Genomic DNA, 23,953 nt, shown 5'->3' on the forward strand with positions numbered 1-23,953 from the left:
ATTAAATTATCTTTGATTTAAATTAAAACCAAACTTTTAATGACTAAAAAATGTATTGTTACACTCCTGGTGGCTGTAACTTTTAGTTTTCAAATTATTGCTCAGCAATCTGCAGTTTATACGAGTAATTTAGTAGAATATCAGAAGGCACTTTCTCTATATAATAATCAACAATTTCAGGCAGCACAATCTTTATTTCAAGATGTTAAAAAAACAACTAAGGAGTCCGTTTTGCGTTCAGACTGTGCCTATTATATTGCCAATTGTGCAGTAAGGCTAAATCAACTCAATGCAGATCAGTTGGTTGAAGGTTTTGTTGAAGAGTATCCTACGAGTACAAAACGAAATACTGCTTACGTAGATGTTGCCGATTATTACTTTGAAAACTCAAAGTATGCTTATGCACGAAAGTGGTATGATAAAGTTGATGAAAATGCTTTGAGCAGTTCTGAATTGGCTAAGTATTACTTCAATAATGGTTATACGGCGTTTTTAACAAAGGATTATAAAGATGCGAAGAAATATTTAAGTCGCATTGAAAACTCACAGGAGTATGGCTCACAAGCTAAATATTATATTGGGTTTATGGCTTATCAAGGTGATGATTATGATAAAGCGAACAAATATTTTGAGCAAGTAGAAGATAAGGAAAGGTATCAAGAGAAAATGTCGTATTACCAAGCCGATTTAAATTTCAAACTCGGAAAGTTTGAAAAGGCGATTACCTTAGCCAAAGGTAAGTTGGATTCTAGTGATGCCAATGAAACTTCCGAATTATCAAAAATAATTGGAGAAAGCTATTTTAATTTAGGTCAATATTCAGAGGCTATTCCTTATCTAAAAGCTTATGAAGGGAAAAATAGAAAATGGAGTAATACTGATTTTTACCAACTGGGCTATGCATATTATATGCAGAAAGATTATGAAAATGCAATTTCAGAATTTAACAAAATAGTAGATGGTAAAAATGCCATTGCCCAAAACGCCTATTATCATTTAGGGGAAAGTTATATTAATCTTGATAAAAAACAAGAAGCGCTAAATGCCTTTCGAAATGCATCTCAAATGAATTATGATTTAAAAATTCAAGAAGATGCTTGGTTAAACTATGCTAAAATTAGTTATGAGATAGGAAACCCATATCAACCAGCTCCACAAGTCTTAGCAGAGTATTTAGAAAAGTATCCTAAAACGAGTTATAAGGAAGAGATTGAAACACTTTTAATTGATTCTTATATAACATCAAAAAATTACAAAGAGGCATTAAATTTATTAAAAGGGAAGAAGAGTTTTGAAAACAAGGCGGCGTATCAAAAAGTGACTTTTTATAGAGGATTAGAACTTTACAATGAAGGAAATTATATAGAAGCCGAATCTCTATTTGATGCTTCAATTAAAGAATCAATCGATCCTGTTTATACTGCTCGGGCAACGTTTTGGAAGGCTGAATCAGATTATAATCTGTCAAGTTATGATGATGCTCTGTTAGGGTTTAAGCAATTTGTTCAACAGTCAGGATCTACATCTAATATCGAGAACGAAAATATCAATTATCATATTGCCTATACTTATTTTAAACTTAAAAATTATATACAAGCATCAGAACATTTTAAAGAGTTTATTTCTAGTGGAGTTGAAGATAGAGTAAGATTAAACGATGCCTATTTACGGTTAGGTGATGCAAGTTTTGTTTCTAGTGAATATCAAGAAGCAATAAATGCCTACGAAAAGGCTATTAAGTTGAACAAAATTGAACCGGATTACCCGGCATTTCAAAAAGCATTAAGTATTGGGTATCTTGGGAAGTCGTCTCTAAAGATAAGAGAGTTGGAGAGCTTTATTAATGATTATCCAAAGTCTAAGTTAAGAGATGATGCTATATATGAGCTTGGAAATTCGTATGTAAAAGCAAATAAAACAGAAAAGGCGATGAGAGCCTACGATCAATTGAGTAGTGAATACAAGATGAGCTCTTTCGTACCAAAGGGTTTATTGCGCCAAGGATTAGTTTATTACAACAATGGTGAAAATAGTCAAGCTTTAATAAAATTTAAAAAAGTTGCTAATGATTACCCGGCCACTCCTGAAGCAGTTCAAGCAGTATCAACTGCACGGTTAATTTATATTGATCTTGGTGAGGTAAATCAATATGCTGCTTGGGTGAAAACGTTAGATTATGTTGAAGTTACAGATGTAGAATTAGATAATGCCACGTATGAATCGGCCGAGAAACAATATTTAGATAATAATGTGGATAAGGCTATTAGAGAGTTTAATGACTACCTTAATGAATTTCCGAATGGACTACATAGCTTAAAGGCCCATTTTTATGTTGCACAATTGTATTCTAAAAAAGACTTAGCAGGTAATGCATCACCGCATTATAAATATGTAGTTGAAGCTAATCAGAGTGAATTTACAGAAGAAGCTTTAACAAAGCTATCGCAATATCATCTTGAGGTAAAAAGCTGGGAACAAGCAATTCCTTTATTGAAAAGGTTAGAAGATGAGGCTAGTTTTCAACATAATGTGGTATTTGCTCAATCCAATCTAATGAATGCGAATTACCAATTAAAGCACTACGAATCTGCTGTTTCTTATGCTGAAAAGGTATTGTCAAGTTCAAATATTGATAATAAAATTAAGAGTGATGCCTATATCATTATAGCACGTTCTGCAATTAAAACAGGAGATGAAGGGAAAGCGGAATCTGCTTATAAAGATGTAGAAAAAGTTGCTATTGGTGAGGTAGCTGCAGAAGCGCTCTACTACAATGCTTACTTTAAGAATAAAGCAAGCAGTTATGAAGCGTCTAACGTTTCTGTTCAAAAGTTGGCAAAGGATTTTTCAGGTTATAAGTACTATAGCGCTAAAGGTTTAGTGCTTATGGCAAAGAATTTTTACGCTTTAGATGATGCCTTTCAGGCCACTTATATTTTAGAAAGTGTTATTCAAAATTTTTCAGAATTTGAAGATGTCATATCAGAAGCTAATGAAGAGCTAAGAATTATTAAGAAAAAGGAATCGCAAACAAATTCTTCAATTCAATCAGAAGATTAGTATCATCAATCATAAAAATTAAAAAATCATATGCGAAAGCACATAAAAATATTTGTTGTAATAATTACGTTATTTGGGTTAAGTAAAGGCTTTTCTCAGGACAAAAAAAACGACACTTTAACAACTGGTGTCATTGATGTTGTGAAACCTTATACCCCAACAATATCAGATGCGTTTAAGGTGAAGGAAGTTCCAAACATTGAAGATGAAACTACCGAAACTAAAAAAGAAATAGATTATAATATTTTCTCGTTTCCGGTTGCTTCTACGTTTACACCTGCAAAAGGAAAGGCTGCTGTAGTTGAAAAAAAGTCACCAGTTAAACTATATGATAATTATGCCTCATTGGGCTTAGGGACTTATAATACTATTTTAGGCGAAGTGTATTTGAATCATGCACTTAACAGATATGAGAATATTGGCGGTTATGTGAGTCATCATTCATCAGGAGGGGGGATTGATGAGGTTGTTTTAGATGACGATTTTATTAATTCTAAACTGGAAGTTAATTATACCTCTAAACAACGTGATTTAACCTGGAATATTGATGGCGGAGTTCAATTTCAGCATTATAATTGGTATGGAATAAGCGATATCTTCAAAGAAGATTCTGATCTTATAAATAGCTTAGATGTTGGTCATTCTTATTTTGATGCTTATGTAGGCGGAGAACTTACTTTTGAGGATACCTATATAAATTCTGGCAGTGTGTTTTTTCGTCATTTTTCTGATAATCAAGGTTCTGGAGAAAACAGATTTATAGCCAGAGCTAAAGTAGATGTTCCTATTAATGATATTGAAATTTCAACTGGTTTTAAAATTGATTATTTGGGAGGTGGGTTCGATAGAAATTACTTTAGCAGTTCAGAATTAAACTATAGTAATTTTCAGATTGGATTATCGCCAACCTTTCAGTTAAGAGAGGATGATTTAACAGTAAATGTAGGAGTATCGTTATTCTATTTGAATGATATTGAATTTGGTAAGAGTAAATTCTTTATCTACCCAAACGTGAGCGCTACTTATAGAGTGGTAGATGATGTTTTAATTGCTTATGGTGGTGTTACAGGAGGTTTGATTCAAAACTCTTATCACGGATTTGCAAATGAAAATCCGTTTGTTTCGCCTACCTTATTTATTACGCCTACAGACCAAGTTTATAATGTATTTGTAGGTTTAAAAGGCAAGGTGTCTAGCACTATGAGTTATAATGTAAGTGGGAGTTATATAGCAGACAAAAATAAGGCTCTTTTTAAATCGAACATAATTAAGAATATAACGGCTGAAAATACTTATGAATATGGGAATTCTTTCGGAATTACCTATGATGATATTGAAACTTTTGGTATTTCGGGTGAACTAAAGGTTGATGTAAATAGGAACTTTAAACTTGGTTTAAAAGGAGAGTATTTTGTTTATGAAACCGATGGAGAAGCTGAAGCTTGGAATTTACCTGATATGAATGCATCGGTGTTTTTCGATTACCAAATTGACAAGCATTGGTTTACGGGGGCTAATTTATTTTTTGTTGGAGAACGAAAAGATCAAGTGGCTTTAGAAGAAACTTTGGTGCCTGCAGACCTGATGAGAACCGTTACTTTAGATAGTTTTTTTGATGTTAATGCTCATGTAGGCTACCACATTAATGATGAGTTTTCTTTTTTTGCGAAAGTTAACAATATCGCAAATCAGCAGTATCAGAAATGGGTGAATTATCCAGTTCAAGGTATTCAGTTTTTAGCGGGGGCGACCTATAAGTTTGATTTCTAAATATGGTATTTTATCATGCTCGTGAAGGTGGGAATCTGATTATCATATTTAACCATGGGATGAGTTGTTTTTATGAAAAATCTTTTTTTAATTCTTTTTCTTTCTTCTTTCGTTTGCGGAAAGGCGCAAAATGTTACCGAGACCTTATCGCTTTCAGATGCGGCATTAGAATTAACAAGGCAAAAAGTAACTTATGATCCAAGTTACTTTTCAGTGGATTACCCAAATGGTGATGTGCCAAAAGATAAAGGAGTTTGCACAGATGTTGTGATTCGTGCTTACAGAAAAATGGGTATCGATTTGCAAAAGGAGGTTCATGAGGACATGAAAATAAATTTTAATTTATATCCGAAAATTTGGGGATTAAAAAGAACAGATAAAAATATAGATCATATGCGTGTGCCTAACTTAATGACATATTTTAAACGTCAGAACACTGAAGAGCCAATTACCACAAGCCCCAATGACTATAAACCGGGTGATGTGGTTTGTTGGAATTTAGGAGGAGCGATGACACATATTGGGATTGTGGTAAATAAGAGATCGGCTGATGGAAAACGATATATGATCGTTCATAATATTGGTGCTGGACAAGTTTTAGAAGATTGTTTGTTTGATTATAAAATAATCGGACATTATAGATCTGGATTTTGACTTACATTTTAAAGTAGCAATAAATTCTAGTTTATAAGATAAATGCTTCCGCAGGAATGAGAACCTTAACTCAATCTCGCCAAATAATCGAAATGCTCCCCTTCTAAAACCAATTCGCAGGTTAGCCCAATTGTTTCACATGCCAATTTAAGCGTTTCAAAGTCTAAATAAAGCCATTTCATAGGGGTTTCTTTTATACCTTTATAAGACAAGAAATAGTCCAATTCCCCATAGTAATTTGCGTTCATGTCCATCCAGTAGCCTCCGTCTTCATCTTCATACATATATTTAATATCTGAAGAATCAATTAAAATTTGACCATTGAGTTTAAGTAAGCTTTTTAAATGGGTTAAGTATTTTGATACTTGACTTAATTCTTGAAAAATCCCTGTACCGTTCATAAGTAACAGGATGGAGTCAAACGTTTCTGATTCCTCTAAAAGTGATATGGTTTTAGCATTTTTAACACCTCGCTTTGTACATACGTCTATTGCACCTGGCGAAATGTCAATACCTTTAATTTTAAGCCCTTTTTTTTGCAGATATAAGCTATGGCTTCCACTGCCACAACCTACATCTAGAACAGCTCCTTTGCATAAACTAAGTGCTTTTTGCTCCAGTTTAGGCATCTCTTCAAACTTTCGAAAAAGGTAGGGGAGTGGTAAGCTATCTTTATCAGAAATATTAGTTTCTGTAATGATATCCTCGGTGTAATTTCCATTTTGATAATCTAATAAAGCTTGTCCAAAAAGGTCTTTCATAAATTTAATAGTTGCGATACTTTTTAGCTGTGGTAATCTATATCTTGATGGTTATTATTAAAAAGATAACGTTTTTCGTAATGACGAAAAGTATTATTTTTACGCCATGCACGACATAATTAATAAGCTTCCAAAGCAGGGCAAAGATAAGCATAACGAAAACAAGAAATTCTTCGCAAAGCTAAAAAAGAAACCACCTAAGAATTTGGATTATATTATGCAAGATTTGCATGATGAAGAGTTTGAGCGTACCGATTGTTTGGAATGCGCTAACTGCTGTAAAACTACAGGGCCGTTATTTACGAATAAAGATATTGATAGAATTGCGAAGCACTTTAGAATGAAAACACAGCAATTTATTGAGCAATACCTTAGAATAGATGAAGACAATGATTATGTTCTACAAAGTGTGCCTTGTACGTTTCTAGGAACCGATAATTATTGCTCTATTTATGATGTAAGGCCAAAAGCTTGCAGAGAGTTTCCTCATACCGATAGAAAGAAGTTTCAACAAATATCAAATTTAACTTTAAAGAATGTTTCCATCTGCCCCGCAGCCTTCAATATTGTTGAAGCCATGAAAAAAAGAATAAAGACCTAAATATTATTATAATAGTTTAAAATATGCTGCTATTGGTTGAAATTTAAATAGTTACATTAATTAAATCATTTGTTACATCTCTTTATTTTCTTTAAAGGTATTTTGCGTTTAAACCTTTAAAAATGAGAGGAAAACCTTATTTATATAATTTAACGTCTCTTCGTGGTATTGCCGCAATTTTGGTTGCTGTTTTGCATTTTCATTTTTTTGTTACACCTGTGGCAACATCACATATGGCTCATGTGATTGATAAATTCTATCTCATGGTAGACTTGTTTTTTATTCTTAGTGGATTCATTATGTGTTATGTTTATGAATCAAGTTTTAATAAAGGGGTTAGCAAAACGCGTTATAAAAATTTTATAGTTGCTAGATTAGCAAGAATTTATCCATTACATGTATTAACTATAGGTGCCGAAGTATTAATTTTTATATGTCTTGTGTCTAAAATAGGATACGACAATTTGGGGCCATTTAAGCAACACCTTTATAGACTTGATGGTATTCCTGTCCAATTGGCGTTTTTGCAGACTATTGGTATTTATAATTTTGACACATGGAATGCTCCAGCTTGGAGTTTAAATGCGGAGTGGTGGGCCTATGTGTTATTCCCATTTTTGTTTATTGCTTTTAGAAAATTAAAAGGAGTAACAAAATTTATACCTATTATCCTTGCAGTTTTAGGTTGGGTTTTAATAGAGTTTGTTTTATCTGCAAAAGAACCTTTTATGGATTTTCCATTAAATCCTGACAAAAAAACCTTGGATGTTAATTGGCATTATGGAACATTAAGAGGTATTATTGGTTTTATATGTGGTATGGGGATTTGGCTAATATTTGAAAAAGTTAGGTTTAAGTCCATATTAGGTAATGGATGGACATTGATAATGGTTGCAGTTATTTCTTTTTTATCTATGTTATTGGGCTGGTATGATGTCGTTACTGTGTTTTTGTTTGCAATAATTATTTTAGCTTCTGCTTATGGAAGTAAGGGCATTGATAAATTTTATAGGATAGCTATTTTAAATAAATTAGGCGTGTGGTCTTTTTCTATTTATATCTGGCATATGATCCTGATTCATGTGATTCTTATACCATTTACGAAAGTTGGGGCTAATCCAAAAAAAGTTTTTCAAGGGTTCATAGACCAAGTTCCTTCATTTCTTCTTCTTTTAGGCTTTTTAGTACTTGCAAGTATTATTGGTTGGATATCATTTAAATATATCGAAACTCCAACAAGAAAATGGATAAAAAAGAAGTATAGCGTACAATAATAAATCAAGAGCGTGTAACTTATTTAAGTATTGTATATTTAGTGAAAACTAAATAATATCATGCAGGAAATTTTAAATTATTTTGAGACCATTCCTCCTCACCATCGAGTTATATTAATAATTAGTGGTTTAACTTTTTTTTGGATTATAGAAGGGTTTATTCCTTTATATAGGTTTCAATATAAAAAATGGAAACACGCCATACCTAATTTGTTTTTCAACTTAACGTTAATGCTAGTGAATTTACCATTGGCATTTATGTTATTAGAAACGGCCGATTGGGTTGTTGTTAATAATTTTGGAATTATTAATTGGATGCCAGAAATGCCAGTATGGTTATATGGTTTTTTAGGTTTAATCTTCTTAGATTTTTTCGGAGCTTACCTACCGCATATTATTGTGCACAAGATAAAACCGTTATGGATGGTTCACCTTGTACATCATACAGATCATAATGTGGACACCACTACAGCAAACAGACATCATCCTTTTGAAAGTGTTATTCGGTTTTTCTTCACGTTAATAGGTGTATTTATTGTTGGAGCTCCTATTGGTTTAGTTATGCTGTATCAATCTCTCTCTGTTTTAGCTACACAGTTTAACCATGCCAACATAAAGCTGCCCAGAAAAGTAGATAACTTCATAAGTTATTTAATAGTTTCACCCAATATGCACAAAGTACATCATCATTATGTGATGCCTTTTACAGACTCTAATTACGGAAATATTTTTTCTGTTTGGGACAGGTTATTTGGCACATATATGGAATTAGATCCCGAGAAAATAGTTTATGGAGTTGATGTTTTTCCTAATGAAAAAGAGAATAGTAATATTAAAGATTTACTCGTTCAACCTTTTCAAAAATATAAAAAGTAAAGCAGTGAGACTAATCTAAAAAAATGGCTTCTAAGGCTTTTCCGAAGGCGTCCATTTTTATGCCGGTTCTATTTGTTAATACAGAAATAACAACCTCTTCTTTAGGGTAAATTAATAAAACGGTTGAGGTACCTACGCCCCCTCCTGTATGATAATATTTGGGAGTTTTGTTTTTGGTTTGTTCAACCGAAAAGCCAATCCCGTATCCTGTGTGGTTCCCTGATTTTAATTTTTGAGATGTTGTGATTTCTGTCAAAACATCTTTGGAAATAAGTGTTGGTGAAATGATTTCTTTTCCAAAGGTAATTAAGTCTTCTGATGTTGATAAAAAACCGCCGCCAGCAACTTTATATTCGTTAGCAACAGGAGTTGATAAAACACGTTTTTTTTTGTAGAAATTAGTTTTATTTGGAATGTCAATACTTGAATCATCAAGCATGGTATGAGTCATATGTAATGGGTTGAAAACTGATTTTTCAACTAAACTAACAAAATCTGTTTGACTAGCTTTTTGCATAATTTCACTGAGTAAAACATATCCAAAGGAGTTGTAAAAAAACTGAGAAGAAGGTTCAAATAGAAGCGAGTCATTTTTAAATAACTCGACACCTTCAGAAATAGATAGTTTTTTGTTTAAAGTAAACTCGTTTCCTCTATAAGATCTTATGCCGGCTAAATGTCCAGCTAACTCTCTAACCGTAAAATCGTGATTTTTTACTGGGTAATCAGGAAGGTAATTGTAAATACTTTCATCTAAATTAATGAGGTTATCATCAACTAATTTACCTAGTGTAACCGCAGTTATAGATTTGGAAATACTGGCTATTCTAAAAAGTGTTTTATTGGGCTCTACTTTAACTTTGGTTTTTCTGTTCGCATATCCAAAACCTTCAGACCAAATTAAGTTGCCTTTTCTTGAAACTGAAATAGACATACCAGGAATACCATGTTTTCGAAGAAATCGTTTAGCCTGCTTTTTGGCTTCTTTGATGTTCAGCTTTTCTGAGGTTTCAATGTTCTGACCAAAACCTAAACAAGTAAAAAAAAGTGAAATCATTATTAAAATTCTGGTCATGGATAAATGAGATATTGAGCTCTTGTTTTTTTGAATGTTTCTAGTCCCTTTTTCCAAGTTGCTTTAATTTCAGTTTCACTTCGTCCAGATTCAATCTGTCGCTGTAAGGTTTCTGTTCCCGCATGCTTTGTAAAATTATTGGTATTAAAAAAGAGTGACTTGTCTTTGGTGTTTCGATAGGCTTTAATCACCCATTTCAGAGTCATAATGCCATTTAAATCTTCGTTTTGTAAATCTTCACCATAGCATAATGTGTTTTTATGTTTTGGGTGTTTAGCTCCAAAATTTTCAATAGGAGTATAACTAAAAGAGAAGAAACTTCTATTTAAAAACGGAGCGCCATACCTTTGAAATTGAAATTCCGTACCTCTACCAGCATTTATATTTGTACCTTCAAAAAGACCTAAACTAGGGTAAAGTTTTATAGATTGATCATTTGGTAAATTAGGAGAAGGTCTTATGGGAAGACTGTACGAGGTATTATGTGTGTAATTTTTAACTGGAATAATTTTAATACTACATTTTAAGCCTTCGGTCAGCCATTTTTCACCATTTATCATACCCGCATATTCGCCAATGGTCATACCATGTACTAGAGGGACAGGGTGCATACCCAAAAAATTCTTGTGCTTTGGTTCTAATACAGGGCCGTCAATATAGTGCCCATTGGGATTCGGTCTATCCAAAATTAAAACAGGTATATTATTTTCGGCGCAAGCTTCCATAACATTATGTAATGTTGAAATATATGTATAGAAACGTACACCAACATCTTGAATGTCAAACACTATAATATCTAGGCCTTTTAATTGCTCAGGGGTGGGTTTTCTGTGTTTTCCATGCAGTGAAATTAAAGGCAGGTTTGTTTTGGTATCAATGGCATCATTTATATGTTCTCCAGCATCTGCTTTTCCGCGAAACCCATGTTCTGGTGCAAAAACCTTTTTTACATTAATATTTAAGGCTAACAATGAATCTACCAGATGAGTATAAGAGCTATCGGTTTTAAATATTACCGAAGTTTGATTAGCAACAATTCCAACGCGTTTGCCTTCTAATAATGTTAAATAACTCTCAGTTTGATTTGCACCAACAATTATGTTCTTGCTTTCTTGAACCTGTTGAAGAGGTATATTGTTTTCTATCGATTTCCCATCTTTTTTACTGGATGTGCTTCCGCAAGAAATCATTGCCAAAACAAATAATAAAACAGTATTTTTGAACACATTAAACGTCATAAGATAATTTGAATTACGAGTTTTTTATAGCTAAACGCATTATTGGCAGCAAAGCGTATAAAAGTAGCGTATCGGCACCAATAATAAAAATTGGTATCGCGGCAATTGCAATTGGCATTGTAGTTATGATGATTGCCATTGCAACAGGGATTGGTTTACAGCAAAAAATACGCGATAAAGTGGTGGCCTTTAGTGGTCATGTAACTATTTCGAATTATGATAGTAATAACTCTCAAGAAAGCGGAAAGCCCATATCTATAAATCAAGATTTTTATCCAGAATTTAAGGATGTTGAAGGAGTAAAACATGTGCAAGCGGTGGCCACAAAGTTTGGTGTTATTCGTACTGAAACAGATTTTGAAGGAGCCTATCTTAAAGGAGTAGGAGCAGATTACAATTGGAATTATTTTATCGATTTTTTAATTGAAGGTCGTCTACCAGATTATTCAGGTAAAAGAAATGAAGAGGTTTTGATTTCTGAATATCTAGCTAATCGACTAAATTTTAAAGTGGGTGATAACTTTCAAATGGTTTTTGCTAAAGACGATCCTGAGAAGTTGCCTAATATTATCACGTATCAAGTAGTGGGTTTATTCAATTCGGGATTTCAAGATTTAGATGCTACTTATTTAATAGGCGACTTACGTCATTTACAACGTATTAACAGGTGGGAGCCTGAGGAAATAGGTAGTTTTGAAGTTTTTATTGATGATTATTCCAAGCTTGAAGAAAAAGGAATAGAAATTTATCAAAATACGCCATCAACATTCAATACAGAAACCATTACCGCTAGGTATTTTTCTATTTTCGAATGGATTAAAATTTTTGATAAAAATATTATAGGAATCATTGGTATCATGATACTTATAGCTGGTATAAATATGATAACAGCCTTATTAGTTTTGATTCTAGAACGTACCCAAATGATAGGCGTTTTAAAAGCATTGGGTAGCAGTAATTGGAGCATCCGGAAGTTATTTATATACAATGCCTCTTATTTAATTCTTCTCGGGTTACTATGGGGTAATATCATTGGGCTAGGAATTCTGCTTGCTCAAAAATATTTTAAAATATTTCCATTAGATCCAAGTGTTTACTACGTTACAGAAGCTCCAGTGTACATTAATTTCGGATATATTTTGGCCTTAAATTTAGGCACTTTGGTACTTTGTTTATTAATGTTGTTGATCCCTTCATATATCATTACAAAAATATCTCCAGTAAGAGCCATTCGTTTTCAGTAATTGCATGGTGCTTTAGCTTTTTAAATAAAGAATCTTACTCATTCTTTTGTTTTTATGATTCGTTAATTTAGATATTTCTTGACGCACCCAATTATTAGTTCCTCCGGCGGTTTAAATAAATTCTTCAAACCTAAAAGTAACCTTAAAGAGAAGTCATTCGAGTTCAATAGATTCTATGAGAAGCTTAAATGATTCGGCTTTTTTATTACCTAATAAAAAAGCAATCATTTCTAAGGATTTACCTGTATAGTTGGAATAGTTTAATGTTTTGCCTCTAAAGCTGGATGCAATGAATTAAAAGGGATCTTAATAATTTGCCATTCTCCTGAAGTTTCAAAAGGTATTACATAGGAGTGCTTATCATTAGTGTCACTTTTTACTCTAAACTGGTAGGTCTTGCCATCACCTTTTAGTCGCAAACAAATTTTTGTATAGTCACTTACATATTTGGGTTCAAATTTATACTGTATCATAGAGAACCCTCCATTATTTTCTAAAGAAACGTTTCCGTAAAACACGCCATAACCTTCATTGCTTAAATTGAAACTACTATGAGATTTTCCACCCATAACTATATCGTCAACAATACGCCAGTCTGAAATGTTACTTTTTAAGCTAAACTTCACTAAATTCATTATCCTTTGACTTATTATATGAGTACATAACTAACCATTCTCAATATCACTTATATGATGCTCTAGTGCCTTAACCGAAATTTGTATTTCTATAATTAAATAAGCCAGAGACATAATGAGTAGTATAAGTGCTAAACCAAATACCCAAATGGCAATATATTGTTGTTCTATATAAATTAAAAACATGGTTAGTACGCATAGTAATAGGCTACTAATTCCAAGTATTTGCATAGACCTTGTTAAATACAAGCGTTTTTTAATATTTTCTATTTGAGCAATGAGAACAGAATCTTTATTCTCCATGTATTTGTCATGCAAACTTCTTATGGTAGCTGCATAGGCCAAAAACCGGTTAGTATAGGCTAACATGATTAGAGAAATAGCAGAAAATAATAGAGCTGGTGTAGTTAGTGTAAGTTGTTCCATCAATGCTGTTTTAAGCTAAATTACAAACTTTGGTAAGTAATAAATAATCTTGGGGCGTTATTTGGTATTTTTATGTAGGAATTTTATATTTAACAGATGCAAGAAAATTTTCTACATTATATTTGGAAGCATAAAAAATGTCAACATCAAAACCTGCAAACTACTCATGGAGAAGATATTTTAATTGTCTCAGTGGGGCAACATAATTTGAATTCTGGTCCAGATTTTTTTAACGCGAAACTTAAAATAGAAGATCAGCTTTGGGCTGGTAATGTTGAAATTCATATAAAATCTTCAGACTGGTTTTTACACAATCATGAGAAAGACAAAACCTACGATAATGTTATTTTACATGTAGTTTGGGAACATGATACAGATGTTTTTAGAAAGGATAATTCTGCCATACCAACCTTGCAACTTAAAGATTTTATAGAGCCTCAAGTTTTAAAGAATTACCAGGAACTATTTTCTCAAGAAAAAAAATGGATTAATTGTGAAAATGATTTTGCCTCAATTGACGAGTTTACCCTAAACAATTGGTTAGAACGCTTATATATAGAACGGTTGGAGCGTAAATCGAAAACAATTCAAAAACTCTTAAAAGAGTCAAAAAACGATTGGGAAGCGGTATTGTTTAAAATGTTGGCTAAAAACTTTGGATTAAAGGTTAATGGTGAGGCTTTTTTTAGTTTAGCTAAATCCTTAGATTTTTCGGTTATTAGAAAAATACGAACTAATCAAAAACATTTGGAAGCTTTGTTTTTTGGTCAAACTGGCTTACTTGAACAAGATATAGAGGATGCTTATTATTTAAATTTGGTTAAGGAATATCAGTTTTTAAAGCGAAAGTTTAATTTTGATAATAATCTGGTACTGCCAATTCAATTTTTTAGATTGAGGCCACCTAACTTTCCTACGATACGCTTATCTCAACTATCGAACCTGTATCATCTAAATCAAAATTTATTTTCAAAAATTATCGATTTAGAAAATATAGATGATTTTTATGACGTACTAAAAGTTTCTACTTCTCCTTATTGGAAAACGCACTATACGTTTCAAAAAGAATCGAAACCATCACCAAAGCAACTATCAAAATCTTTTATTGATTTACTGCTTATAAATACGATACTGCCATTAAGGTTTTGTTACAATAAATTAGTAGGTGATAATACCGATTCTGGTATTGTTAAAACAGCACGTCAAATTAAGTCAGAGAAAAATAGTGTTATTGATGCTTTTAATAAATTAAAGAAAGTATCAAAATCTTCGTTAGAGTCTCAAGCTTTAATTCAACTTAAAACAGAATATTGCGATAAAAATAACTGCTTAAAATGCGCTGTTGGTAATCAACTTTTAGGTGAATAAACTTTTAAACGACTAAAGTAAGTCTTAAATTGCGGCATGAACACGATCTACAAACCCTTATTGTTTTTTCAAAAGCATGGATATTATGTGTGTCAGCGTATAGCAGATAGGTTAGGTATTAGGGCCAAGGTGGTACGTACATCTTTTATGTATTTAACTTTCGTTACCGTTGGCTTTGGCTTCGCATTATACTTGTTTTTGGCATTTTGGATGCGCATTAAAGATTTGGTTTACACAAAACGCTCATCAGTATTTGATTTATAATGTATGAATCCATTAATTAGATTTTTTAGAACCAAAATATACACTGCAATTTCTTTACTGATTCTAATTCTTTTGGTTGGAGTTATGGGTTATAAGTTTGTTTCTGGTTATGCCTGGATTGATGCTTTGTACATGACGGTTATTACGATGACAACCGTTGGTTTTAGAGAAGTGCACCCGCTAGATACAGAGTCTAAAATTTTTACTATATTTTTAATCTTGGCCAGTGTAGTTATTGTGGGTTATGCGTTGTCTATAATCACAGAATATATTTTGAGTAAGGATCATATTGAAGAATTAAAACATAAAAAGATGCAAAAGAAAATTGATGGTTTTAAAAACCATGTTGTAGTTTGCGGTTATGGAAGAAATGGAAAACAAACAGTGAGAAAACTGTTGGCTCATAACAGATCGTTTGTGGTCATAGAGAAGGATAAAGAGATGGAAGAACGTTTACAATTGGATAATGTACCTTATGTGATAGGAAATGCTAATGAAGATGCTGTACTACTTCAAGCAGGTGTGGATAGGGCGTCTAACTTTATTTCTGCCTTACCTAGTGATGCGGATAATTTATTCGTGGTTTTATCGACCAGACAAATTAATAAAAATATAAATATTATTAGTCGTGCATCACATGAATCATCTTATGAAAAATTAAAGTTTGCAGGGGCAAACAATGTAATTTTACCAGATAAAATTGGAGGAGATCATATGGCGTCTTTAGTTGTTGTACCTGGTTTAATGGAATTTATTGATAACCTTTCTATTGTTGGAGAATCCAATATAAATATCGAGGAGGTGGCTGTAGAAAAACTATATGATTCAAGAAAAGCAAGGACTATTAAAGATTTAGATTTAAGAAAAAAAACGGGCTGTACAGTTATTGGTTACAAGGATAGTAATGGTGATTATACTGTTAATCCAGAAGCAGAAATGCCTCTAGAACCTAATTCAAAAATAATTGTTTTAGGGCGTCCAGAACAAATTGAAATACTTAATTCGGAATATGATATCGAAATTGAGAATCAGTAAGTTTTAGCTTCGGATGTTTTAGAATTTCGTTTATTTTTAGCATCTTGCTTTTTTTCTTTTAGAATTTTTCAAAAAGTCTTATAAAACCACAATATTATTATGAGGAAATACCTTCTTTCTATAACTGCATTATTAGCTCCTATTTTGATTTTTGCTCAAGAGACTTCAGAAAAAGGAATGGATGAGAAATTTAATGAAGCTTTTAAGCCTATTTCAGACGCTTGGGGTTCCATCGTATTTTATCCAGTTCAGTTCTCTGAAAATGTAGGAATGCCAGTAGTAATAATAATGCTTTTAACTGCTGGGTTGGTGTTTACCATATTGTTCAGATTTGTTAACATTAGACTATTTCCTGTTTCAATAAATATTGTAAGGGGGAAATATGATGATGTTGATCATCATGAGGTTGAAGAAAAATCTATGGTTAATGTTGTTGATGGTGACATTGTGGACACCATTGCTATTGAAGGTAAAGATGGAGAGGTGTCTCATTTTCAAGCCTTAACGGCAGCTTTATCTGGTACTGTTGGTTTAGGTAATATTGCAGGGGTAGCTATTGCTATTTCATTGGGCGGTCCTGGGGCTACGTTTTGGATGGTTTTAGCGGGTATTTTAGGAATGTCTTCTAAATTTGTTGAATGTACTTTAGGGGTAAAATATAGAGATATTGGTGAAGACGGAACCGTTTTTGGGGGTCCTATGTATTACCTGAAAAAGGGATTATCAGATGTTGGTAAAGGTACTTTAGGGAAAGTGTTGGCAGTAATATTTGCTATTATGTGTGTTGGTGGTTCATTTGGAGGTGGAAATATGTTTCAAGCTAATCAAGCAGCGCAACAATTTAATACCATGATAGGTGCAAATTCAACATCAGCAGGAGTAATATTTGGTATTATTATGGCCATAATTGTAGCTGTAGTTATTATTGGAGGGATTAAAAGAATAGGAAGTATAACTGAAAAGATAGTACCTTTTATGGTAGGTATTTATTTTATTGCAGCTATTATTATTTTGATAGCAAACTTTGGGCTGATAGGTAATGCATTTGGACAAATTATTGATGGGGCATTTAATGCCAAAGGAATTACAGGTGGTGTTTTAGGGGTACTTATTATTGGTTTTCAAAGAGCTGCCTTTTCTAATGAGGCAGGAGTTGGCTCCGCGGCAATTGCGCACTCTGCTGTTAAAACAAAATTCCCTGCATCTGAGGGGTTAGTAGCCCTTTTAGAGCCTTTTATTGATACTGTGGTGGTTTGTACTATGACGGCGTTGGTTATAATTATTACTAATGGCGACGGAAGTATTATGGAATATGGGGTCAAAGCGCCAGATGGGGTCTTAGCAACTTCGAAAGCATTTGCTTCTGTTTTACCATGGTTTCCATATGTACTAACTTTGGCGGTTGTACTTTTTGCCTTATCAACAATGTTGTCATGGTCATATTACGGTTTACAGTCTTGGATGTTTTTATTTGGTCGCTCAAAGACCGCTAACTACTCATATAAAATAATATTTTGTCTTTTTATTGTGATAGGATCTGCGGTAAGTTTAGGAGCAGTAACAGATTTTTCAGATGCCATGATTTTTGCCATGGCTGTGCCAAATATTATTGGTTGTTTCATTTTGTTCCCTAAAGTAAGAGAGGAACTAAGTAAGTATTTAGGGGCTATTAGAGCAAAGAAATAATACATGCTTCATTATGAGTTTTAGGTTCCATTTTATGTTTACTAAAGAACAACGAAATGGAATTTTTTTATTGCTCGTACTTATAGTATTTCTTCAAGCAGTTTATTTTTTTGTGGATTTGTCTTATGATAAAGTCGAAGTAGATCAAGAATCCCTTACTAAGTTTACTAATGAAATTGATTCTCTGAAACGCCTTCGAATAGAAAAACGCGAATCTAAGTTATACCCGTTTAATCCAAATTATATTACCGATCATAAAGGCTCTATTCTTGGAATGAGTAATGAAGAAATTGACAGGCTTCTTGCCTACAGAATGCAGAACAAGTGGATAAATTCAGTTGAACAATTTCAAGAGGTTACTCAGGTTTCAGATTCACTTTTAAATGTAATGTCACCATATTTCAAATTCCCTGAATGGGTAGTAAATTCTAGTGCGAATTCAAGTTACGATGCAAAAAATGAATTAAGGACATTTAGTCAAAAATATGATTTAAATACAGCATCGTCTCATCAATTGCAAAAGGTTAATGGGATTGGGAAAGTGCTTTCAGAACGTATAATTAAGTTTAGGAATAAAAAGGAAGGCGGATTTGCAGCTGATGTTGAGCTCCTAGATGTTTATGGGCTATCTCCAGAAGTTATTGAAAGTCTGACGAACGAGTTTACAGTGAAAACACCTAGAGTAATAAAGGAGATTGATTTAAACTTGGCCACTGTTGATGATTTAGTAACCATTCCGCATATAGATTATGATTTAGCGCATAGCATCATAGAACAACGTCAACTTAGAGAAGGATATAAAAGTGTTGATGAATTAACAAAAGTTATAGACTTTCCCGCAAATAAAATCAAGATAATTGAATTATATTTGCACATTGAAAAAGAAAAATAGATGAATAAAATGTACTTCACTGAAGAGCATAACCTTTTTAGAAAAAGCCTTCAAGATTTTTTAAAAAAAGAAGTTGTCCCAAATGTTGATAAATGGGAAAAAACGGGTTCTATTGAGAGATTCATCTGGAAGAAGTTTGGAGATATGGGCTTTTTTGGAATTAATTACCCAGAAGCTTATGGTGGTTTAAATCTCGATCTTTTTTATACTGTTATACTACAAGAAGAGCTTCAAAAAATTAACTCAGGTGGATTTGCTGCAGCTATTTGGGCGCATGTATATTTAGCGATGACTCATTTAAATGCAGAAGGCGATGCGTCTGTAAAAGAGAAATATTTAGCACCAAGTATTGCAGGTGATAAAATAGGATGCTTGTGTATTTCAGAGCCGTCGGGAGGTAGCGATGTCGCTGGTATACTTACTACTGCGATTAAAGAAGGCGATCACTATATTGTAAATGGATCAAAAACCTTTATAACTAATGGTGTTTATAGTGATTATTTAGTGGTTGCTGCAAAAACAAAACCTGAATTAGGAAATAAAGGGATGAGTATTTTTGTGGTTGATAGAGATACTGCAGGTATTACGGCTACCAAATTGGATAAGTTAGGTTGGAGAGCGTCCGATACCGCTGAGATTTCTTTCGATAACGTTAAAATACCTGTATCAAATCTATTAGGAGAAGAAAATGAGGGCTTCGGCTACATTATGCAACATTTTTCTTTGGAACGATTAGTAATGGGGATCAATGCACATGCTAGAGCTGAGTATGCGCTTGATTACGCGTTGCAGTACATGTCTGAAAGAACAACTTTTGGGAAGTCTTTGGATAAGTATCAAGCTCTAAGACATAAATATGTTGATCTTTATTCTGATATGGAAGTTTGTAAGCAGTTTAACTATTCAGTAGCTTACAGACTAAATCGTGGTGAATATGTTGTGAAGGAAGCAACAATGTCTAAGCTTAAATCCACAAAAATGGCCGATGAGGTTATTTACGAATGCCTTCAATTTTTAGGAGGTTATGGGTATATGGAAGAGTATCCAATGGCTAGACTCTTAAGAGATAGTAGATTAGGTCCTATTGGTGGTGGAACTTCAGAGATTCTTCGCGAGATTCTTTCTAAAATGATTATTGATAAGAAAGCGTACAAGCCCGCAACCTAAATAATTGATATTTAATAATTATCAATTGGTAATTGTTTTTATATTTGCAGCCTGAAAATTCTAAAAGAAAGGAGGTTAATACACTATGTTAAAAATTCCGGTTAAAGAAGGGGAAAATATAGATAGAGCGTTAAAGCGTTTTAAACGTAAATTTGTTAAAACAACGGTTAAAAATCAGTTGCAAGAACGTAAACAGTTTACTAAACCCTCCGTATTGCGTAGAACGCAAATTCAGAAAGCACAGTACATTCAAACATTAAGAGATGCAGAAGAAGTTTAATTGTTTCTATTAAATAATAAGAATCCCGCTATATGCGGGGTTTTTTATTATGGGTGATTTGTTTAATATAAAATGAGTTTAAAGTTGTTGCATAAACTTTAAACTTCTAACTTTAAACATTTAATCATTGCCAAATATGTCTTTCAAATCTTTTATTAATTATTTGTTATTAGAGAAGAACTACTCTCCCTTAACAGTTAAGGCTTATCAAAATGACCTAAATTCATTTTTAGATTTTGTAAAGACTGAATACGAAACGAACTCTATTAATCATGTTAACTATGCGCAAATTAGAAGTTGGATTGTTGCTTTGGTAGAAACTGAATTGTCAAATAGAAGTATAAATCGAAAAGTATCAGCTTTAAATACATATTATAGATTTCTTTTGAAGGTTGGAGATATTGATACTAATCCTTTATCAAAACATAAGGCCTTAAAGACAAGTAAAAAAGTGCAAATACCATTTTCTGAGACTGAAATAAAGACAGTTTTGGATGATTTAAAATTTGATGATGATTTTGAGAGCCTTAGAGATAAATTAATTATTGAATTGTTTTATTCAACAGGTATTAGAAGAATAGAGCTGGTAGAGCTTAGATTGAATAGTTTAGATTTAAATGCTAGGACTTTGAAGGTCTTAGGTAAACGAAACAAAGAACGTATTGTGCCTATACTTGTTTCGATTGGTGATACAGCGCGTAAGTATTTGATTAAGAGGAGTGAACTTGAAAGTATTTCAGAAGTTGAATATTTGTTTTTAACGAAAAAAGGCGTTAAAATATATGAAACACTTGTATACAGAATAATAAATGAGTATTTTAGTTTGGCATCTTCAAAGGTAAAGAAGAGTCCACATATTTTAAGGCACTCCTTCGCTACGCATTTGTTAAACCAAGGTGCCGATTTAAATGCTGTAAAAGAACTTTTAGGACATTCAAGTTTAGCTGCCACACAGATTTATACGCATAATAGTATTGCTGAACTAAAGAAAGTGCATATTAAAGCACATCCAAGAAGTAAAAAATAGCAGTGGGAATAATTGTCTAATCAAAAAGAGTATTATGAAGGTAAACACGCAATCAGTTAATTTTAATGCAGACCAAAAGTTGATAAGTTTTATTCAGCAACGTATGGATAAACTAGATATGTTTTATGATAAAGTTATAAAATCTGATGTTTTTTTAAAAGTTGAAAATACAAGCGATAAGGAAAATAAAATATTTGAAGCAAGAGTAAGTGTTCCTGGAGATAGTTTTATTGTGAAAAAGCAATGTAAGAGCTTTGAAGAAGGTACAGATATGGCTGTTGCCTCATTGGAAAGACAGCTTAAAAAACGAAAAGAAAAATTAAGAGCACATTTATAGTAAAATTTTTCTAAAAATGTTTTGAATAAAATAAAAAAACAATACATTTGCAGTCCGTTAGAAATAACGGGCTTTTTTTATGCGTCAAAAGTGTAAAAAATGCCGATGTAGCTCAGCTGGCTAGAGCAGCTGATTTGTAATCAGCAGGTCGTGGGTTCGAGTCCCTCCATCGGCTCTTTGAAAAATTGAAAAATAACTTTTAAATTTTATTTAAAAGTGGTCCGGGGAGATACTCAAGCGGCCAACGAGGGCAGACTGTAAATCTGCTGACTACGTCTTCGCAGGTTCGAATCCTGCTCTCCCCACAGCATTTCTGCATGAGCAGAAAGTTATTTGAAATATTGAACACCAAAATAAGCGTAAGCTTGTTGAAAATTGCGAGAGTAGCTCAGTTGGTAGAGCGTCAGCCTTCCAAGCTGAATGTCGCCGGTTCGAACCCGGTCTCTCGCTCAAAAATTCCTGCGAAGGCAGGAATCTCTTCTTTCGTTTTACAGTCTGTAAAAAGAACATTTGAAAGAAAAGGAAATAAAAACTTTACGCCGGTGTAGCTCAGGGGTAGAGCGTTTCCTTGGTAAGGAAGAGGTCACGAGTTCAAATCTCGTCATTGGCTCTATTTAGAGTAAAAAAAGAATACACTAATATTATTATATAACTAAGATTAAAATTATTTAAAAACATGGCAAAGGCAACTTTCGATCGTTCAAAACCACACTTAAACATTGGTACAATTGGACATGTAGATCACGGTAAAACAACTTTAACTGCTGCTATTACTAAAGTATTAGCTGATGCAGGTTTATCTGAAGCAAGAGATTTCGATCAAATTGATAACGCTCCAGAAGAAAAAGAAAGAGGTATTACAATTAATACTTCACACGTAGAGTATCAAACAAAAAATCGTCACTACGCACACGTAGATTGTCCAGGTCACGCCGATTACGTAAAGAACATGGTAACTGGTGCTGCTCAAATGGATGGCGCAATTTTGGTGGTTGCGGCTACTGATGGTCCTATGCCACAAACTCGTGAGCACATCTTATTAGGTCGTCAAGTAGGTATTCCCCGTATCGTTGTTTTCTTAAACAAAGTTGATATGGTGGATGATGAAGAGCTATTAGAATTAGTAGATATGGAAGTTAGAGATTTATTAAACTTCTATGAGTACGATGGAGATAATGGTCCTGTAATTTCTGGTTCAGCTTTGGGTGCACTTAACGGTGAAGCTAAATGGGTTGATACTGTAATGGAATTAATGCAAGCTTGTGATGATTGGATTGAAGAGCCAGTACGTGATATGGATAAGCCTTTCTTAATGCCTATCGAAGATGTATTCTCTATTACTGGTCGTGGTACTGTTGCAACTGGTCGTATTGAAACTGGTGTTGCTAATACTGGAGATCCAGTAGAGATTATCGGTATGGGTGCTGAGAAGTTAACATCTACTATTACTGGAATCGAAATGTTCCGTCAAATATTAGATAGAGGTGAAGCTGGTGATAACGCTGGTATCTTATTAAGAGGTATTGAGAAATCTCAAATCTCTAGAGGTATGGTAATTACTAAGCCAGGTTCTGTAACTCCTCATAAAAACTTCAAAGCTGAGGTTTATATCCTTAAAAAGGAAGAAGGTGGACGTCATACTCCATTCCATAATAACTACCGTCCTCAGTTTTATGTACGTACAACTGATGTAACTGGAAACATTGCGCTTCCTGATGGAGTTGAGATGGTTATGCCTGGAGATAACTTAACTATTACTGTTGAGTTAATTCAACCAATTGCAATGAACGTAGGTTTACGTTTCGCTATCCGTGAAGGTGGTAGAACTGTTGGTGCAGGTCAGGTAACTGAAATATTAGACTAATACAGTCTAAACAATAATACTAAGCTGAGGTATTCCGTTTTTCGGAATACCTTGACTTATGTTTACGGGTTTAGCTCAGTTGGTAGAGCACTGGTCTCCAAAACCAGGTGTCGGGAGTTCGAGTCTCTCAACCCGTGCAAATAAAATAGATTTTCTATTAAAGATTAAAATTGAATACCATTTCAATTTGTATTAAAAAGAAATAACAAAATGGCAGGATTTGTAAACTATATAAAAGAATCATTCGGAGAGCTAAAAAATAATGTGACTTGGCCTACATGGGCAGAAGGGCAGAGTTTGACTGTATTAGTTGCTTTGTTTTCAATTATATTTTCACTTGCTATTTGGGGAGTAGACACTGTGTTTAGCAAGGTTATTACAACTTACTTTCAATGGATTAATTAATTGTAAAAAAAAGA

23 protein-coding genes and 5 tRNA genes are annotated in these 23,953 nt (G+C 33.2%); 23 read left to right on the forward strand and 5 right to left on the reverse strand.

The genetic code is table 11. The features are described from left to right. Window positions 1-39 precede the first annotated feature (39 nt). The 3 genes from Q0857_RS10915 to Q0857_RS10925 all read left to right on the forward strand — a co-directional run bounded on the left by Q0857_RS10915 (window position 40) and on the right by Q0857_RS10925 (window position 5,484). Complete coding sequence (locus Q0857_RS10915; RefSeq protein WP_298535010.1) at window positions 40-3,060, forward strand: tetratricopeptide repeat protein; 3,021 nt, start codon at window positions 40-42, stop codon at window positions 3,058-3,060. Between the two features lie 30 nt (window positions 3,061-3,090). Further along, window positions 3,091-4,830, forward strand: coding sequence for a TonB-dependent receptor (locus tag Q0857_RS10920; protein WP_298535012.1), 1,740 nt, complete (start codon window positions 3,091-3,093; stop codon window positions 4,828-4,830). Between the two features lie 72 nt (window positions 4,831-4,902). Further along, window positions 4,903-5,484 carry a DUF1287 domain-containing protein gene (locus Q0857_RS10925; protein ID WP_298535015.1) on the forward strand — a complete coding sequence of 194 codons (582 nt, stop codon included), beginning with the start codon at window positions 4,903-4,905 and terminating at the stop codon, window positions 5,482-5,484. A 65-nt stretch (window positions 5,485-5,549) separates the two neighbouring features. Here the strand turns inward: Q0857_RS10925 and Q0857_RS10930 are convergent, their stop codons facing one another. After that, window positions 5,550-6,245 carry a bifunctional 2-polyprenyl-6-hydroxyphenol methylase/3-demethylubiquinol 3-O-methyltransferase UbiG gene (locus Q0857_RS10930; RefSeq protein ID WP_298535017.1) on the reverse strand — a complete coding sequence of 232 codons (696 nt, stop codon included), beginning with the start codon at window positions 6,243-6,245 and terminating at the stop codon, window positions 5,550-5,552. Between the two features lie 106 nt (window positions 6,246-6,351). On the opposite strand from Q0857_RS10930, the gene Q0857_RS10935 reads away from it, so the two are divergent. From Q0857_RS10935 to Q0857_RS10945, 3 genes are all read left to right on the forward strand, one after another. Next, window positions 6,352-6,846: a YkgJ family cysteine cluster protein gene (locus Q0857_RS10935; protein WP_298535019.1), complete on the forward strand. Its 495-nt coding sequence runs from the start codon at window positions 6,352-6,354 to the stop codon at window positions 6,844-6,846. 122 nt (window positions 6,847-6,968) lie between these two features. Further along, a complete protein-coding gene (locus Q0857_RS10940) occupies window positions 6,969-8,120 on the forward strand; it encodes an acyltransferase (protein WP_298535021.1) in 1,152 nt (383 codons plus the stop codon). A gap of 60 nt (window positions 8,121-8,180) precedes the next feature. Continuing rightward, on the forward strand, window positions 8,181-8,996 hold the full coding sequence (locus tag Q0857_RS10945) for a sterol desaturase family protein (protein WP_298535023.1): 816 nt from the start codon (window positions 8,181-8,183) through the stop codon (window positions 8,994-8,996). Between the two features lie 10 nt (window positions 8,997-9,006). On the opposite strand, the gene Q0857_RS10950 is transcribed toward Q0857_RS10945, so the two are convergent. After that, window positions 9,007-10,053: a serine hydrolase gene (locus Q0857_RS10950; RefSeq protein ID WP_298535025.1), complete on the reverse strand. Its 1,047-nt coding sequence runs from the start codon at window positions 10,051-10,053 to the stop codon at window positions 9,007-9,009. Window positions 10,054-10,067: 14 nt separating this feature from the next. Next, on the reverse strand, window positions 10,068-11,309 hold the full coding sequence (locus Q0857_RS10955) for a DUF1343 domain-containing protein (RefSeq protein ID WP_298535026.1): 1,242 nt from the start codon (window positions 11,307-11,309) through the stop codon (window positions 10,068-10,070). 8 nt (window positions 11,310-11,317) lie between these two features. Here Q0857_RS10955 and Q0857_RS10960 point away from each other — a divergent pair, with 8 nt between their 5' ends. Next, on the forward strand, window positions 11,318-12,553 hold the full coding sequence (locus Q0857_RS10960; RefSeq protein WP_298535028.1) for an FtsX-like permease family protein: 1,236 nt from the start codon (window positions 11,318-11,320) through the stop codon (window positions 12,551-12,553). 260 nt (window positions 12,554-12,813) lie between these two features. Here Q0857_RS10960 and Q0857_RS10965 read toward each other — a convergent pair whose 3' ends face one another. Both Q0857_RS10965 and Q0857_RS10970 read right to left on the reverse strand, forming a co-directional pair. Then, window positions 12,814-13,188 (reverse strand): CIA30 family protein, encoded by a 375-nt coding sequence (locus Q0857_RS10965; RefSeq protein WP_367278090.1) that lies wholly within the window; start codon window positions 13,186-13,188, stop codon window positions 12,814-12,816. A gap of 30 nt (window positions 13,189-13,218) precedes the next feature. After that, window positions 13,219-13,614: a DUF2721 domain-containing protein gene (locus tag Q0857_RS10970; protein ID WP_298535030.1), complete on the reverse strand. Its 396-nt coding sequence runs from the start codon at window positions 13,612-13,614 to the stop codon at window positions 13,219-13,221. 96 nt (window positions 13,615-13,710) lie between these two features. Here Q0857_RS10970 and Q0857_RS10975 point away from each other — a divergent pair, with 96 nt between their 5' ends. The 16 genes from Q0857_RS10975 (at window position 13,711) to secE (ending at window position 23,939) form a co-directional block, all read left to right on the forward strand. Continuing rightward, entirely contained in the window at window positions 13,711-14,982 is a 1,272-nt protein-coding gene (locus Q0857_RS10975; RefSeq protein ID WP_298535032.1) for a DUF2851 family protein, read from the forward strand. Window positions 14,983-15,018: 36 nt separating this feature from the next. Further along, window positions 15,019-15,246: a PspC domain-containing protein gene (locus Q0857_RS10980; RefSeq protein ID WP_298535034.1), complete on the forward strand. Its 228-nt coding sequence runs from the start codon at window positions 15,019-15,021 to the stop codon at window positions 15,244-15,246. Window positions 15,247-15,249: 3 nt separating this feature from the next. Continuing rightward, complete coding sequence (locus tag Q0857_RS10985) at window positions 15,250-16,281, forward strand: TrkA family potassium uptake protein (protein ID WP_298535037.1); 1,032 nt, start codon at window positions 15,250-15,252, stop codon at window positions 16,279-16,281. A 99-nt stretch (window positions 16,282-16,380) separates the two neighbouring features. Then, window positions 16,381-17,967: a sodium:alanine symporter family protein gene (locus tag Q0857_RS10990; protein ID WP_298535039.1), complete on the forward strand. Its 1,587-nt coding sequence runs from the start codon at window positions 16,381-16,383 to the stop codon at window positions 17,965-17,967. 13 nt (window positions 17,968-17,980) lie between these two features. After that, complete coding sequence (locus Q0857_RS10995) at window positions 17,981-18,859, forward strand: helix-hairpin-helix domain-containing protein (protein ID WP_298535041.1); 879 nt, start codon at window positions 17,981-17,983, stop codon at window positions 18,857-18,859. Further along, the gene (locus Q0857_RS11000; protein ID WP_298535043.1) at window positions 18,860-20,026 is read left to right on the forward strand and encodes an acyl-CoA dehydrogenase family protein; all 1,167 of its coding nucleotides are present in this window, start codon (window positions 18,860-18,862) and stop codon (window positions 20,024-20,026) included. Window positions 20,027-20,111: 85 nt separating this feature from the next. After that, window positions 20,112-20,306, forward strand: coding sequence for a 30S ribosomal protein S21 (gene rpsU / locus Q0857_RS11005; protein ID WP_298535045.1), 195 nt, complete (start codon window positions 20,112-20,114; stop codon window positions 20,304-20,306). Window positions 20,307-20,442: 136 nt separating this feature from the next. After that, entirely contained in the window at window positions 20,443-21,333 is an 891-nt protein-coding gene (locus Q0857_RS11010) for a tyrosine-type recombinase/integrase (protein ID WP_298535047.1), read from the forward strand. Between the two features lie 34 nt (window positions 21,334-21,367). Continuing rightward, window positions 21,368-21,670, forward strand: coding sequence for a ribosome-associated translation inhibitor RaiA (gene raiA, locus Q0857_RS11015; protein ID WP_298535049.1), 303 nt, complete (start codon window positions 21,368-21,370; stop codon window positions 21,668-21,670). A gap of 101 nt (window positions 21,671-21,771) precedes the next feature. After that, window positions 21,772-21,845 (forward strand) — tRNA-Thr (locus Q0857_RS11020). Window positions 21,846-21,893: 48 nt separating this feature from the next. Then, window positions 21,894-21,975: transfer RNA gene (locus Q0857_RS11025), tRNA-Tyr, on the forward strand. A 72-nt stretch (window positions 21,976-22,047) separates the two neighbouring features. Next, a tRNA-Gly gene (locus Q0857_RS11030) sits at window positions 22,048-22,120 on the forward strand. Window positions 22,121-22,208: 88 nt separating this feature from the next. After that, window positions 22,209-22,280 (forward strand) — tRNA-Thr (locus Q0857_RS11035). Window positions 22,281-22,346: 66 nt separating this feature from the next. Next, on the forward strand, window positions 22,347-23,534 hold the full coding sequence (gene tuf / locus Q0857_RS11040) for an elongation factor Tu (protein WP_298535052.1): 1,188 nt from the start codon (window positions 22,347-22,349) through the stop codon (window positions 23,532-23,534). A gap of 64 nt (window positions 23,535-23,598) precedes the next feature. Further along, window positions 23,599-23,671 (forward strand) — tRNA-Trp (locus Q0857_RS11045). 73 nt (window positions 23,672-23,744) lie between these two features. Beyond that, window positions 23,745-23,939 carry a preprotein translocase subunit SecE gene (gene secE / locus Q0857_RS11050; protein ID WP_298535054.1) on the forward strand — a complete coding sequence of 65 codons (195 nt, stop codon included), beginning with the start codon at window positions 23,745-23,747 and terminating at the stop codon, window positions 23,937-23,939. The last annotated feature ends 14 nt before the right edge of the window (window positions 23,940-23,953 follow it).

The organism is uncultured Algibacter sp., assembly GCF_947495925.1.
In the GTDB taxonomy this organism is placed as follows: Bacteria; Bacteroidota; Bacteroidia; order Flavobacteriales; family Flavobacteriaceae; genus Algibacter_E.